This is a genomic window from Bacillus safensis FO-36b (genome assembly GCF_000691165.1).
GTDB classification, from domain to species: Bacteria; Bacillota; Bacilli; order Bacillales; family Bacillaceae; genus Bacillus; species Bacillus safensis.
Genome location: NZ_ASJD01000002.1, coordinates 566,448 through 579,905 on the forward strand (window position 1 = coordinate 566,448; position 13,458 = coordinate 579,905).

At 43.2% G+C, this 13,458-nt stretch carries 15 protein-coding genes; 4 read left to right on the forward strand and 11 right to left on the reverse strand.

Annotation, left to right across the window (positions count from 1 at the left end):
* Nucleotides 1-41: 41 nt before the first annotated feature.
* From BA81_RS07305 to ribD, 3 genes are read left to right on the forward strand one after another with little or no spacing between them, the layout of a single operon-like run.
* Nucleotides 42-896, forward strand: coding sequence for a VOC family protein (locus tag BA81_RS07305; protein ID WP_051627326.1), 855 nt, complete (start codon nt 42-44; stop codon nt 894-896).
* Between the two features lie 16 nt (nt 897-912).
* The gene (locus BA81_RS07310; protein WP_034281353.1) at nt 913-1,674 is read left to right on the forward strand and encodes a GTP cyclohydrolase II; all 762 of its coding nucleotides are present in this window, start codon (nt 913-915) and stop codon (nt 1,672-1,674) included.
* Nucleotides 1,661-2,752, forward strand: a complete 1,092-nt coding sequence (ribD, locus tag BA81_RS07315) for a bifunctional diaminohydroxyphosphoribosylaminopyrimidine deaminase/5-amino-6-(5-phosphoribosylamino)uracil reductase RibD (RefSeq protein ID WP_034281354.1) — start codon at nt 1,661-1,663, stop codon at nt 2,750-2,752. Before BA81_RS07310 ends, ribD begins: the two co-directional genes overlap by 14 nt.
* A gap of 44 nt (nt 2,753-2,796) precedes the next feature.
* Here the strand turns inward: ribD and BA81_RS07320 are convergent, their stop codons facing one another.
* The 7 genes from BA81_RS07320 to BA81_RS07350 form a co-directional block, all read right to left on the reverse strand.
* Complete coding sequence (locus BA81_RS07320; protein ID WP_034281355.1) at nt 2,797-3,165, reverse strand: VOC family protein; 369 nt, start codon at nt 3,163-3,165, stop codon at nt 2,797-2,799.
* A 285-nt stretch (nt 3,166-3,450) separates the two neighbouring features.
* Nucleotides 3,451-4,299, reverse strand: coding sequence for a polysaccharide deacetylase family protein (locus BA81_RS07325; RefSeq protein ID WP_034281356.1), 849 nt, complete (start codon nt 4,297-4,299; stop codon nt 3,451-3,453).
* Between the two features lie 65 nt (nt 4,300-4,364).
* Nucleotides 4,365-4,694 (reverse strand): PTS sugar transporter subunit IIA, encoded by a 330-nt coding sequence (locus BA81_RS07330; protein WP_024423898.1) that lies wholly within the window; start codon nt 4,692-4,694, stop codon nt 4,365-4,367.
* A 19-nt stretch (nt 4,695-4,713) separates the two neighbouring features.
* Nucleotides 4,714-5,037: a PTS sugar transporter subunit IIB gene (locus tag BA81_RS07335; RefSeq protein WP_024423899.1), complete on the reverse strand. Its 324-nt coding sequence runs from the start codon at nt 5,035-5,037 to the stop codon at nt 4,714-4,716.
* 12 nt (nt 5,038-5,049) lie between these two features.
* Complete coding sequence (locus tag BA81_RS07340; protein WP_034281357.1) at nt 5,050-6,483, reverse strand: glycoside hydrolase family 1 protein; 1,434 nt, start codon at nt 6,481-6,483, stop codon at nt 5,050-5,052.
* Between the two features lie 31 nt (nt 6,484-6,514).
* Complete coding sequence (locus BA81_RS07345; protein WP_034281358.1) at nt 6,515-7,825, reverse strand: PTS sugar transporter subunit IIC; 1,311 nt, start codon at nt 7,823-7,825, stop codon at nt 6,515-6,517.
* 89 nt (nt 7,826-7,914) lie between these two features.
* On the reverse strand, nt 7,915-9,873 hold the full coding sequence (locus BA81_RS07350; protein WP_034281359.1) for a BglG family transcription antiterminator: 1,959 nt from the start codon (nt 9,871-9,873) through the stop codon (nt 7,915-7,917).
* Between the two features lie 136 nt (nt 9,874-10,009).
* Between BA81_RS07350 and BA81_RS07355 the strand changes: the two genes are divergently transcribed.
* Nucleotides 10,010-10,225: a hypothetical protein gene (locus BA81_RS07355; RefSeq protein WP_227001687.1), complete on the forward strand. Its 216-nt coding sequence runs from the start codon at nt 10,010-10,012 to the stop codon at nt 10,223-10,225.
* A gap of 48 nt (nt 10,226-10,273) precedes the next feature.
* Here BA81_RS07355 and BA81_RS07360 read toward each other — a convergent pair whose 3' ends face one another.
* The 4 genes from BA81_RS07360 to nhaC all read right to left on the reverse strand — a co-directional run bounded on the left by BA81_RS07360 (nt 10,274) and on the right by nhaC (nt 13,418).
* Nucleotides 10,274-10,699: a YwqH-like family protein gene (locus tag BA81_RS07360; protein WP_034281360.1), complete on the reverse strand. Its 426-nt coding sequence runs from the start codon at nt 10,697-10,699 to the stop codon at nt 10,274-10,276.
* Nucleotides 10,700-10,988: 289 nt separating this feature from the next.
* Nucleotides 10,989-11,252 carry a YwqI/YxiC family protein gene (locus tag BA81_RS07365; RefSeq protein ID WP_034281361.1) on the reverse strand — a complete coding sequence of 88 codons (264 nt, stop codon included), beginning with the start codon at nt 11,250-11,252 and terminating at the stop codon, nt 10,989-10,991.
* A 37-nt stretch (nt 11,253-11,289) separates the two neighbouring features.
* Nucleotides 11,290-11,715, reverse strand: a complete 426-nt coding sequence (locus BA81_RS07370; protein ID WP_024423906.1) for a YwqH-like family protein — start codon at nt 11,713-11,715, stop codon at nt 11,290-11,292.
* A 296-nt stretch (nt 11,716-12,011) separates the two neighbouring features.
* Nucleotides 12,012-13,418, reverse strand: a complete 1,407-nt coding sequence (nhaC, locus tag BA81_RS07375) for a Na+/H+ antiporter NhaC (RefSeq protein ID WP_034281362.1) — start codon at nt 13,416-13,418, stop codon at nt 12,012-12,014.
* Nucleotides 13,419-13,458 lie beyond the last annotated feature (40 nt).

Below are 13,458 nucleotides of genomic sequence, written 5' to 3' on the forward strand. Positions count from 1 at the left end.
TGAACATGCCGATGCATATATCATGAAGGAGATGACCGAGCTTGAAGACAATTGAGCTGCTAAGGTTGGGTGTGACAGAATTACATGTGTCCAGCTTTGATCGTTCTTTACCTTTTTATACAGACATTTTAGGATTTACTATATTAGAAAAAACAGATTCCACGGTGACACTTGGCAGCAATGCAAAGGAACCGATTCTTTTGTTAAAAGAAGATGCACAGCTAAAAGAGAAGCCTGATCATGAGCCAGGACTTTATCACTTTGCTGTTTTATTACCTACCAGAAAAAACCTGGGCACATGGCTGGCACATGTGATCAAAAAAGGCTATCCTTTAATTGGAGCAAGCGATCACTTTTTCAGTGAAGCCATTTATTTAAGTGATCCTGACGGCATTGGCGTAGAAATTTATGCTGACCGTCCTCAGCACATTTGGGTAGGTGAGCATGGAGAACTGAAAGGTGGCGGAAATGCACCGCTTGATGGAGATGATCTCCTTCAGGAAGCCGCTGATACCACATGGGAAGGACTCCCTGCGGGTACAGTGATGGGACACTTGCATTTCCATCTCAACCCAGAAGAAGCAGATTCCTTTTATGTCCATACGCTCGGTTTTCATATCCGAATGGCTCCACCAGCAAGCCTATTTATCGCTGCTGGTGTGTACCACCACCACCTTGCCTTTAATGCATGGGGACGCGGACGAAAAGGAGCCATTGATCCACGTTTTTCAGGAATTAGAAGCTATACACTGGTTTTCCCAGAAGAAGCAGACAGACAATCCGTCATCGAACGCCTGACAAAAGCAGGCACTCAAGTCAACACGACAGGAAAAAGCAGCGAATTTGTTGATCCATTTGGCGTTCTCGTTCGTTTACAGATTGAAGAAACAGACTAAAAAGAAGGTGCAGAATATGGACAAACACACAGAGCTTAAAACAGCCATATTAAAAGATAAAATCAAACGAGTACAGCAAGAAGACGGGTATATATATATCACTGGACCCATTAAACTGCCAGTGAATTTAGACGGCAGAACCGTCATGTTCAACTGGTATTCATGGTTAAAAGACGATGGAAGAGAGCCTTTGTCAGATGAAGCTTTAATTGAAAGCCTCTCGTCCCGCCAGCTTGCTGATCATCAGCAGTCAAGCGTTCTTGTATACGGGGATTTTGAGCAAGCTGACGAAGCCCTTATCCGCATGCATTCCATTTGCCACACTGGCGATATTTTCGGAAGCAAGCGCTGCGACTGCGGATTCCAATTGAAGCAGTCTATGCGAATGATCGAGGACAATGGGGCAGGAGCCTTGTTTTACTTAGCCAATCATGAAGGCCGCGGCATTGGTCTTTTCAGTAAAGCCATGGCTTATATTCTTCAAGAAAACGGCTACGATACAGTAGAAGCGAACGAAGCACTTGGTTTTGAAGATGACACACGTCAATATGAAGAAGCCATTGCCGTTCTTCAAACACTTCGTACAAAGCCAGTCAGACTCATTACCAATAATCCGAAAAAGACAGATGCGATCAGCCATGCAGGCTTATCTCTTTCTGGACGCATTCCGCTTTGGGGAGATGTCTCTGAATTTAACGAAAAATATTTGCAGACAAAAATCAACCGCTCAGGTCACATGAAGGCGGAGCAAGAGGTGCGTACGATTGCCACATCATGAGCGATATATGAAGCTAGCCCTTGATAATGCACGGGCAATGAAAGGTCAGACATCTCCGAACCCGCTCGTCGGGGCTGTGATTGTGCGAGAGAATGAAATTGTTGGAGTCGGTGCTCATATGAAAGCCGGTGAACCACATGCTGAAATTCATGCACTCAACATGGCCGGAGACAAAGCAAAAGGAGCCACTATTTATGTGACCCTCGAGCCTTGTTCCCACCATGGACGCACAGGCCCTTGCGCAGAAGCACTTGTAAAAGCCGGCGTCGAAACTGTTGTCGTGGCAGCACTTGATCCGAATCCGCTTGTCGCTGGCCGCGGGATTGCCATTTTACAAGACGCAGGCATTCAAGTCATCACGGGCGTACTTGAACAAGAATCCATTCTGTTGAATGAAGTATTTAATCACTTTATTACGAAAAAAACACCTTTTGTGACGCTCAAAGCAGGCATTACCTTAGATGGAAAAATCGCCTCTGCCACGTCTGACAGCAAGTGGATTACATCTGAGACATCCCGTTATGACGCTCACCATATCCGCAGTATCAATGATGCGATTTTGGTCGGTGCTCAAACCGTCATTCACGATGATCCTTCATTAACTGCACGGATTCCAAATGGAAACAATCCGATTCGAATTGTCTTAGACTCAAAGCTGTCAACACCACTGACAGCAAAGATCGTCACCGATCAGATGGCACCTACATGGATCTTTACAACAAAGCAAGCCGATAAGGAAAAACGAGCGGCTTTAGAAGAAGCTGGCGTCCGTGTCTTTATGACAGACAGCGACACGCGGGTGCCACTGCAAGAAGTGCTTCAAGTGCTGGGAGAAAAAAATATCTCCTCTCTCATGATTGAAGGCGGCGGCCAGATTAACGCCTCATTCTTAGAACAGCAGCTTGTAGATAAACTCGTCATCTATATGGCACCTAAGCTCATAGGCGGACGACTTTCTCCTTCCTTTTTCGGAGGCGAAGGCATACGCCTCATGAGTGATGCCATTGAACTGGATCAACTCACCGTGGAACCACTCGGAAAAGATATCAAAATGACGGGCTATCCCGTTTATCAATAACAAACAGGCTGTCGAGATTTCCTCGACAGCCTTATTTTTGTCTTCTAGTCTCTCCTCTCTAAAAACTCAATTCGATTCCCAAAAGGATCTTCTACATAAAACCGATTGGCTCCCTCCAATGGCTCATCTTCTCTTATACGAATGTGATGCTTCAATAATGCTTCTTTTAATTCTGATAGACTCTTTACAAGAAAAGCTGGATGAGCTTTCTTTGCAGCTTGAAAATGTTCCTGAATGCCGATGTGAAGCTGATGATGACCGCATTGGAACCAGACACCTCCGCGTTTAGCTAGATTACTAGGCTTAGGGATTTCTTTCATCCCTAAAATTTCGCCAAAAAACAAACGAGCTTTCTCTTCACTGCCTTTTGGAGCAGCTAGTTGAACGTGGTCGATTCCAAAAAAGTTTGACATATTCCCCTCTCCCTTTCTTTTCTCAATTGGTTTTTCTATGCAGTGTTTCTTAAGTTTTTGCGATGCTGAGCAAATTTGTTTGTTACTTCATTGGTGGGCTTGATACTTGGTGACTTTCTTTGAGGTGTTTCATACGATGTAGGGTTTGAATGACAATGCAGTATTTTTTTCAAAAACAGAACTCCCATGGTCATGAAAGTTCTGTCCATATCATGTCAAGGTGTATGTGCGGTGATTCATTTTGGTGAAACTTGTCGTAAAATGTTTCATGTGAAACATTGATCGTTATTTCCCTTCTACCAGCCTGCCAAAGCTTTCGGGTGAAAGTCCCGGTGAAATGCGGACGCGGTGCAAGGACATCATGCCTTGTTCCTTCTTCGCATGTCCTGGTTCAGTGGTGACAGCCATTTGGTATCCTGCTTCCTTCGCCAGCTTCAACGTCTCTTCATTATAGCGCCCGACAGGATAGCTGACCATTCTCGTACGCTGAGAAAATCGCTGATCGAAGAATGTCTTTGATCCTTTTAACTCCTCTTCCTGCTGCTGCTTTGATAATCGATTGAGCTCTAAATGATGAATCGTATGACTCTCAATTGATATCCCATGTGCCATCATCTCATCCATTTGCTCATCCGTTAGGTGATTAGGACGACCAATGGATTGCTCAATCATAAAAATAGTCGCTTTCATTTCATACTGCTTCAAAACCGGAAATGCCTTTGTATAGTTATCCGTATATCCATCATCAAATGTTATGAGGATACTCTTCTTACTTGGCTTCGAATTTGTTGTGAAAACGCGGTACGCCTCTTCTGGCGACAGCGTGACATAGTCGTTGTCCTTCAGCCATTTCATATGAGCTGCAAATTCGCTTTTTGGCACACGTAACGAGTTGCCGCTTGAGATACTGTGATACATCAAAATCGGAAGCTCGACCGGCTCCTTTTCCTTCATCCAGTTTTGTGGCTCTATCCCTGCTGTCTCTTTTTTCTGCTGAATGTCTTTTGTTTGTAATGGACCCTTTTCCTCTTTGATGACTTGCTGGCTTCCTCCCGCCTGCTCCTTCATTCCCATACAGCCCGAAATGAGCAGCAGCATAAGACCAATCGTCATCAGCATACATGTTTTCTTCATTCACCAATCCTGCTTTCTCTTTATCTACCGAATGATTATAACAGAAATTGGTTATTCATTGACAACTATTTTGACAGGGTATTCATTTTTTTACACATTTCGATCATTTCGATGGCGAGCAGATGAATGGTCTCTGTTGTGAGCATTTGATCTTCTGCGTGTATGAGCAGTAAAGAAAAAGGAAGCTGTTCACCTGCCGCTTCTTTTTGAATCAGCGACAGATGCAGGTTGTGGATGCTTCGAAACGCTTCCTCCCCTTTTTCGATCAACTGCTGCGCTTTTTCAAAATCATCCGCTCTTGCTAGACGAATCGCTTCTACATAATGACTTCTTGCCTCGCCTGCATGGGCAATGATTTGAAAGGCTGCTCCCTGCATTTCCTCTAATACCGTCATCTGTTTCTCCTCCAATTATTCAAGATTCATTTGCTAGTTTCAGTGCATGCTCTAGAATTTTTTCTCCGTTTGCTGTTCCGTATAATCTTACATTGACGACATCGACAGGTATTTGATAGGGTGCCGCTGTTTTTTCAGCTGCCTTTTTCATAAAGCTTACTTGCGGGCCAAGTAAAATCGCCTGTACATCCTCTCCATGCTCTTCTAGTTCATCTGCAATGGCTCCTTCTGGTATAGCATAAATATAGTAATCCAGCCCTTTAGCTTCTGCCGCAGCCTTCATTTTCGACACCACAATGGACGTCGACATTCCTGCTGCACAAGCGAGAATGATTCGTTTCATATCCCATCACTCCTATTGATAAATGACTTCTGTTTCAACCTTCAGTTCTCTTGTTTTGATTAATGTCTTGTACCAATACGCAGATGCTTTCAGCTGACGATTTCGTTCATTCTCCAGCTGAATTTCGACTAATCCGTAGCGGTTTTTAAAGGCATTCATCGGTGAGACATTGTCTGTAAATGCCCAAAGCATATAGCCTGTGCAATTTGATCCTTCTGCTTTCGCTTGAAGTGCCCGCTTCAAATGCTGGCTGATAAATGAAATGCGATACTGATCATCAATGATACCGTCTTCAGTTTTAAACCGTTCTTCCTTTTCTACACCCATGCCATTTTCGGCCACAAACCACTCAATATTTCCGTATTCTTCTTTTATTCTCATCCCCATATCATAGACAATGTTCGGGTAGATTTCCCAGCCTCTGAAAGGATTCATTTTTCTCCCTGGAAGCTCAAACATATCGTAATAATAGGATGGATGAAAAGGCGTCCCTTCGTTCCAAGCCTTACTCGGTGCCTTGACACGATGCGGATAGTACAAGTTAAGCCCAACAACATCCACCGTATGATTCTTGATGATCTGAAGCTCTTCCTCTGTGGAATCGAAAAGAATATCATGCTTTTTTAACACATTGATCAGTTCCTCTGGATACTCCCCTTTGATGGAAGGATCTAGGAACACTCGATTAAAAAACAAGTCATACATACGTGCCGCTTCATGGTCATGGGGAGCAGACGATCTTGCATACGTCACTTCTGGATTGAGAATCACGCCGATTTTGGCTCCTGCCGATTCCTTCAAGCCCATCTCCTGAAACAGCTTCACCACTTTTGCTGTTGCCAGAGCTTTATGATAGTTCCACTGCATCCATTTCTTCGTATTTTGCTCAAACGGATATCGTATCGCATCTAGATAAACACGTGTCTGAACAACAATCGGTTCATTAAAACTAAACCAATGCTTGACTCGGTCTCCGTAGCGCTCAAACACCTTTTCTGCATAGAGAACAAACAGCTCGACAACATGCTTTGATGACCATCCGCCGTACTTCTCAAGCAAAACGGCAGGAAGTTCATAGTGCTCTAAGCAAAACATCGGCTCTACACCTGCTGCGATTAATTCATTGATCAGATCATCAATGTAACGAGCATAGGCCTCATCCACTATCCCATTCTCGTAATCTATGAGAAACCTCGACCAATTGATCGATGTCCTGTAATGTGTCAGCCCAATCTCTTTCATTAAAGCTACATCTTCAGGGTAGCGCTCGTAAAAGTTTGTCGCACCAGCAGGACCATAGCCTTCGTGCCACACGTGATATCCTTCCTTATACCATAAGTCGATGTACGAGTCCTGATGCGCCCGCTTTCCCTTCCATCCCTCGGTCTGCCAAGCAGAAGCCGCAGCACCTAGGATAAAATCACTTGGAATCTCAATTCTGTTCATGTCGCCGCCTCCCTTTTCTTCGTCTGAATGTTTATTCTGAATCTGGTGCTGCTTCTGGCTTGCGATTAGACAATAGAACAAACGGTAAATAGATGAAAACAGCAACTCCAATGCAGATAAGCTGTGTGATGACAGCGCCCATACTGCCAGCGGTGGACAGCCATGCATTCACAAGCGGTGGTGTCGTCCATGGCACCATCACGACCGCTTTTCCAGCGAATCCTGTAGCCGTCGCAATATACCCAATCGTACCTGTCACAAGGGGCGTGACGATAAATGGGATCGCCATCACAGGGTTTAGCATCACAGGTAATCCAAAAATAACGGGTTCATTGATGTTGAACAGTCCGGGTCCAGATGAGAGCTTGGCAATGCTTCGCATCTCTTCCCTTCTCCCAGCAATAAAAATCGCAATCAAAAGACCAATGGTCACACCTGAACCACCGATGCTCATATACACATCCCAAAACGGCATCGTGATGATATTCGGGATCTCTTTTCCCTCTTGAAATGCTGTCATATTCACTGCAATCGATCCTAATAAGAGCGGCTCCCGGATCGGCTTAATCATCTGGTTGCCATGAATGCCGATCACCCAGAAAAATTGCGCCACAAACATCAACGTTAAAATCCCAGGCAGCCCCTGTACAACACTTTCTAACGGACGCTGCACCACGTTATACACTGCTTCATGCAGATAAATGCCTGTCAACCGGTGAAATGCAAAGCCAAATGAGCTAATGATTGTAATTGTAATGATCGATGGGAAAAGTGACGAAAAAGACGTTGCCACATTCGACGGAACCGAATCCGGCATCTTGATTTGCAGCCATTTCACCTCGGTCAGCTTACAAAAAATCTCCACAGATACGATCGCAATGATCATCCCTAAAAATAAGCTTTTTGGATCAGAAAATTGTCTTGCCAACACGTCAACAACCTCACGCATCGATCCATCGACTTCAAGAAGAAGTGTCGTTGGAATAACAGATATAAATGAAATCAATGCCATCAATCCTGGGAACAGAGACTTGTGACCGTTGATTTTCCCAAGCTCAATCCCAATGAGGATCACAGCCCCAATGGTTAAAAAGTTCAGTGTGGCATAATTGATTGCCTTCATAATAGGCTGAAGCTCTGCTAAAAACCTGAATATCTCAAAATGAGCAAGCCCTGTTTCCGGGCTCATGATCATATTCGCCACCAGTACAGCAAAAGCTCCTGTAATGATGATCGGCATCAGTGTGACAAATGCCTGTTTAATCGCCATAATATATTTCTGGTTGGTGATGCGATAAGCCACATGCCCCATGACATCTGCCGCTTTCTCCTTGAAGCTCATGATCCGTCTCCCCCTTTGCAAAAACTCGTGATCATCCTCCTTTTTGATGTTATTTTAAAAGCGCTTTCATTAACATCTAATCTTTTTCCTCACAGATGAGGAAATGGGTGCCGCGTTTTTTCATTTGGATGCTCCAATACTTGAAGCGCAGCTGTCAGTTCTTCAAATGAAGCGGCTTTGATGAGCTGTTCCACCACTTCCTTCCGTTCTGTCAGCCGCACAAGAAATTGATAAAGCGACTGTAATTCTTTTTGATACGTCTTCTGGATGCTTAACAAGCATACGACTTGTACTCGATCTTCTCCCCACAGCACCGGCTTTTTCAACGTACAGATCGCACAAAATGTGTCATCTGTTGCCGGCTTAATTGGATGAGGAATCGCAACCAAATGACCGAAAGATGTGGGTGACACTTGCTCTCTTTCTAGCAATAATTGTTCAAACTCGTCTGGGATTCGATGCTGCTCCTTTAGAACGTTCACAAAAAATTGAAGAACCTCTTCCCTTGATTGGAGATCTTGCTGAAAAAATGTCAGCGCCGGACTCACATACCGCAAAACTCCTGTATCCTGTGAATTCTTCACAAATCGTTTCAGCCGTACAATATCATCGTCACTCAGAATCGTATGTACATCAATTACTGGCACCGGCAATGTATTCTGAAGCGGAATGGTACTAATAATAAAATCAATGCTTCTTAAATCATACGAAGGAAGTTCCCCGACACTTGCAGTTCCAGCGATCTCCAGCCTTCCGCTAAAAGCCGCCGTGAGCTTATGAAGAAGAAGCTGACTGCTGGCGACACCCGTCGCACACACAATAAGACATGTCTTTCTCACATGCTGTGATTTTGTCCGCTCGATTGCAGCCCCAATATGAAGTGCCAAATATCCGATTTCATCCTCAGGAATCTCAACACCCTCTTTTTCCTTCAGCCATCTGCCCATATAAACACCCGCCTCAAACGCAATGGGATAATACCTTTTAATGTCTGGTAAATAAGGATTTCGGATGTTCATATCGTATCTAAAACGATGAATGGCTGAACGCAAATGAAGACTTAAACCAACGATCAGCTCCTTATCAAACTGAATATCAAGTGACATGTGCTCCTCTACATAAGCAAGCAATTGGTGAGTGAAACGAAAATGATCTTCGTCCAGCAGATGAAATAGCGTATGGCCAGCCTCTCCATATGCCATCATCTTTGCCCCCATTAAGTGAATCGCGATGTACGCCATTTCTGATAGCGGAAAATCAATCGATAATACGCAGCGAATATCTTCAGCCATTTGTTGAGCTACCTGGAAAACTGGCTGCACTTGAATTTCTCTCAATTCCGCTTCTGGCATCTTGACCAGCTTTTTTTCTTCAATTCGTTTGCATGCGATAGCAATGTGGGTTACTAAATTACTTAAACCGATTTCTGATAGATGAAGTCCGGTGGCTTTTGTACGTGAACGCACGATGTCCTGAATCAATTGATAAGTTTCTTCAGGTAACAGTGCAGCGTTCGCGTGCTCCTGCTGAAACACATGCTCTGCCATACAATATCTTAATTTCATTTCATCGCCTGTCAGACGCATTCCATATTTAGGCCGGTGCGATATAGAAAGTCCATGCAATGAAAACAAGTGCCTGACAGCTTTCAAATCATTTTTCACTGTAGATTCACTCACAAATAATTCCTCTGCCAATCCCTCTAATTTGATATAGTCTTCTGACAGAAGCAGCCTTTTCAATAGATAAGCCACACGGTCCTCAGGCTGATTGGGAATGAACGGTTCCTTTTTCTCATTCCTTTCTCTCAGTGACTTTTTCAAAAATGTACGAAATGCTCCATAATCTTCAACGCTCAATGTATACCCTGCCCCGCGTTTAATATGCAGTGCGGCACCATGTTCTTCCAAGATCTTTTTAAGCGCTTTCATATCTGTTCGAATAGTTCGTGATGTGACTCCGATCACACGGGCAATTTCTTCACTTGTCAGTTCCTGCTCTGCTTGCATCAATCGTTTCAAAAGCTCCTCCTGACGTAGAGATAGCATGGGCTCTCCTCCCTTGGCATTTACTTTTGCCTATCATCATAAACGAAAATAGAACTCTTTGCCCAGTATTTCTTTCAAATCGGGAACCTTGATATGGCTCATTCGTATGAATATGAAACTAGAGGAGGGATGCATTATGGGTACTTTTATGTTTGTAGTCATTATCATATTAGCTTCTTTAGGAGCCATCGCTGCCAGCTTGTTCACACCAAAGGATAAACGTGCATCTGCTAAGCGTTCTGCACATCATAGCTCAACGACAAGCACTTATACTGATTCGTATACCCATCACGCTTCTGATGCCTCCTGTGGGAGTGATTCAGGCGACAGCGGCGGTGGTGGATGTGATTAAACAAAAAAACAGCCGCCCTTTTATGAGTCGGCTGTTTCATTTATGGTTTTAAAGAGCTTTCCAGCCCCGTTCAATCAAATGTTTAACATCCTTTGCAAAATCCTCGCCCTTTTCCATCACGTCCTGAGCTCTTCCTGCAAAATTACTGGCTACGGCCAGCTCCATTTTTTTCAATTCAAAGTGTAAGATTTTTTGATCAATCTCTGTTATATATTTTTCATATTCATTGTTGACGATGTCATGCATCACGCTGTAAGCGTCTTTCCGATGGCGATGAAAGTCGGTCCCTCTCTCGCCTTTCCATGACGAATCTAGTGCAGGCTTCTTGATTTCTTTGATATCTGACTGGGCAAGATCTTGTTCTGTTTGAATATTGCTTTTGGCTGTCTTTAACCGAGAGATCATTTCGTCAAATTCTGCACGTTTGTTCTCAATTCCCATATGCAGATGGTGCAGCATCTCGGATAAACTCATGTCATCCACCTCTATCTGACCTCATACGAAAGCATGGCGTGAGCGCCTTTGGAAACCATCGAATCACATGATTTTTCCAATCCTGACATTTCTATCGTTTTGCTTTCATTAAGTATAGTATAAGGCGAAAAGCCTCAGCCTTAAATAGGGAAAAGGTGTCCTTTTAGTGACGCGTTTGGAAGAAAAACGGAATAATACAAGGTCTTACACCCCTGATTTAATATGAGTCTTTAAGACTATAATTATACACCGCGTTAATTGTACCTATAAATAAAAGCGAGTGTGCTGATTATTTTGCAGCAATCGCTTCGTCTTGTTCTTTTAATGTTTTCACGTTAGAACGTGTATCCTGAACATTTTTAATTAAGGCTTCTTTAAAGCTTGAGACCATTTCGCTCACTTCTCTTTCACGTGCCGTCCACTTAGTTACAAATTCAAGGCTGTTTTCACCCGCTTTATCTGCTGCTTTTTTCATCGCTAAAGCTTCTACGGCTTGGGAGACTTCATCTAGTTTATCCATGACTGTTTGGTAGTTTAACTTAATTTGTCCCATTGTGATTTCCTCCAGATTTGTTCAGCATGACGCTCTCTTACAAGCTGCTCCATGCTTTTGAGATCAAGCGTTTTGCGTCCTCTACTGCGTCTTCTCCTTTTTCAGCAAGACGTGCGGCGTCTCCAGCTAAGGAACTGGCAAAGGATAACGCAGCTTGTTCTGCTTCTAATGTACTGATTTTGAATTCGATGCGGCTCACGTAGCGTGGGTATTGATCGTTCACGATTGTTTGCAGCGCATCATGTGCTTCATTTCGGTCTGTTTTGAAATCCTGGCTTCGCTCACCTTTCCAAGAGGTCCCAAGCTTTGGCTGCTTGATTTGCTTTAAATCTGTTTCTGCCGCATCTTGTTCACGTTCAACCTTGCTTTTGGCCTTTTTGAGTCGAGCAATTTTCTCTTCAATTTCTGCTTTTTTATTTGAAATGCCACCGTTAAGGGCAGACAGCATATCCGATAAGCTCATATGGGTTCCTCCTCCTGTCCAAAAATAAAAACGCTGTTTAGAGTCCCTCTAAACGAGCGTAAGGTGAATAGCACTTTTTCCAATATTGTTATTATAAGGTTCAAAGACTCATGTTTGAATAGGGATTTGTGCCCTTTTTATGGGATAAATATGCTTTCATTCTGCTTTACACCACCCCTTTCGACCTCTTTTATTGGAGGTCTAAATTCCTGTTCGTTTGTTATATGCCACATATAGTCTCAAAGTCCTAGGACAAACAAAGCCGCCCCCGTTCAGGAGCGGCTTTTGCAAACGGCTTATGAGGCCGATTCTTCTCTTTCTTGTTGATCTTTCACGTACCAAATGAATTTACCCGTATATCCGTAAATGATCGCAAGACCAATGGCGACAAAGCTCAACCACATAAATGGTAAATAAGAGAATGTCGATACGCCAAGAATTCCTGCCATGTAAATACCGTTATCTGACCATGGAACCATACCAGACGTAAGCGTACCACCGACCTCAGAGTTTCTGGATAAAACTCGTCTGTCTAACTTTAATTTATCGTAGCTCTTTTCCATAATTTTTGGTGTAAGGATTAACGATACATACATCGCACAGCCAAAGATATTGGCGAAGAACGCAACAACGAGTGTAGACAGCGTTACATTCCCTGCATTATGTAATTTTTTCTCAAATGTCGCGACGATAACTTTTAATACGCCTAAATATTCAAGTACTCCACCGAAGCCAAGTCCCAGGATAATCACCACTAGAGACCCTAACATATTAACGATACCACCGCGGTTTAACAATGTATTTAAGAATTCTACATCTGAATTAATAGAGAAACCATTATAAGCTGTACCAAGTGCATCGGCTGGATTCATTCCTTGGAATGCCATTGCCCAAACTGCGCCAAGAAGCGCACCAATCGCAATAACAGGCATTGAAGGCTTTTTCAAGACAAGTAATAGCACAACAATAAGCGCCGGAATGATCATCCAAATATTAATCGTGAATGTATCTTGCAGTGCTTGTTTCAAAAACTCTACTTTTCCTTGATCAATATTTTTTCCGCCATACATAAACCCGGTAATTGTAAACATAATAGCAGTTATGACAAATGCAGGTATGGATAAGACCATCATTGCTCTAACATGTGCGAGCACGTCCACTTTTGAAAGTGAGGAAGCAAGCACAGTACTATCAGATAAAGGAGATAACTTATCGCCAAAATAAGCTCCAGATAAAACAGCACCAGCCACGATAGGTAATGGAATTCCCAAACCTTCACCAATCGCTATCATGGCAATACCTGCGGTTCCAACTGTCCCCCATGATGTTCCTGTAGCAACAGACATAATGGAACAGATAATCAGTGTAGCTAGTAAGAAAATATTAGGATGAATAAATTCCAGTCCATAATAAATTAATGTGGGTACCACTCCGCCGGCAATCCATGTTCCAACAAGTGCACCTACAGCAATTAAAATCAAAACAGCCTCTAGACCATTTGATATCCCTTTTGTAATGGCGTTTTGAAGATCTTTGTATGAATGCCCCAATCGAATACCTAAAGCAATAACCATAAACCATGAGATAAACAATGCTAACTGAATATCTAATTTGAAGTAAAGAGTAAAAGATAAAACAATCGCTAAAAACAAGCCAAGTACAGCTACGACTTCTAAAATAGATGGTAGACGTGGTGATTTCAATGTTGTTTCCTCCCTTTGTGCGTGCGTTAAGCGTTTTCAA

Bases quoted from the DNA above. Each gene is read 5' to 3' on its own strand.
- BA81_RS07310 (WP_034281353.1), top strand. From the start codon at position 913: ATGGACAAACACACAGAGCTTAAAACAGCCATATTAAAAGATAAAATC.
- BA81_RS07320 (WP_034281355.1), bottom strand. From the start codon at position 3,165: ATGTCAAACTTTTTTGGAATCGACCACGTTCAACTAGCTGCTCCAAAA.
- BA81_RS07325 (WP_034281356.1), bottom strand. From the start codon at position 4,299: ATGAAGAAAACATGTATGCTGATGACGATTGGTCTTATGCTGCTGCTC.
- BA81_RS07330 (WP_024423898.1), bottom strand. From the start codon at position 4,694: ATGACGGTATTAGAGGAAATGCAGGGAGCAGCCTTTCAAATCATTGCC.
- BA81_RS07335 (WP_024423899.1), bottom strand. From the start codon at position 5,037: ATGAAACGAATCATTCTCGCTTGTGCAGCAGGAATGTCGACGTCCATT.
- BA81_RS07340 (WP_034281357.1), bottom strand. From the start codon at position 6,483: ATGAACAGAATTGAGATTCCAAGTGATTTTATCCTAGGTGCTGCGGCT.
- BA81_RS07345 (WP_034281358.1), bottom strand. From the start codon at position 7,825: ATGAGCTTCAAGGAGAAAGCGGCAGATGTCATGGGGCATGTGGCTTAT.
- BA81_RS07350 (WP_034281359.1), bottom strand. From the start codon at position 9,873: ATGCTATCTCTACGTCAGGAGGAGCTTTTGAAACGATTGATGCAAGCA.
- BA81_RS07355 (WP_227001687.1), top strand. From the start codon at position 10,010: ATGGGTACTTTTATGTTTGTAGTCATTATCATATTAGCTTCTTTAGGA.
- BA81_RS07360 (WP_034281360.1), bottom strand. From the start codon at position 10,699: ATGAGTTTATCCGAGATGCTGCACCATCTGCATATGGGAATTGAGAAC.
- BA81_RS07365 (WP_034281361.1), bottom strand. From the start codon at position 11,252: ATGGGACAAATTAAGTTAAACTACCAAACAGTCATGGATAAACTAGAT.
- BA81_RS07370 (WP_024423906.1), bottom strand. From the start codon at position 11,715: ATGAGCTTATCGGATATGCTGTCTGCCCTTAACGGTGGCATTTCAAAT.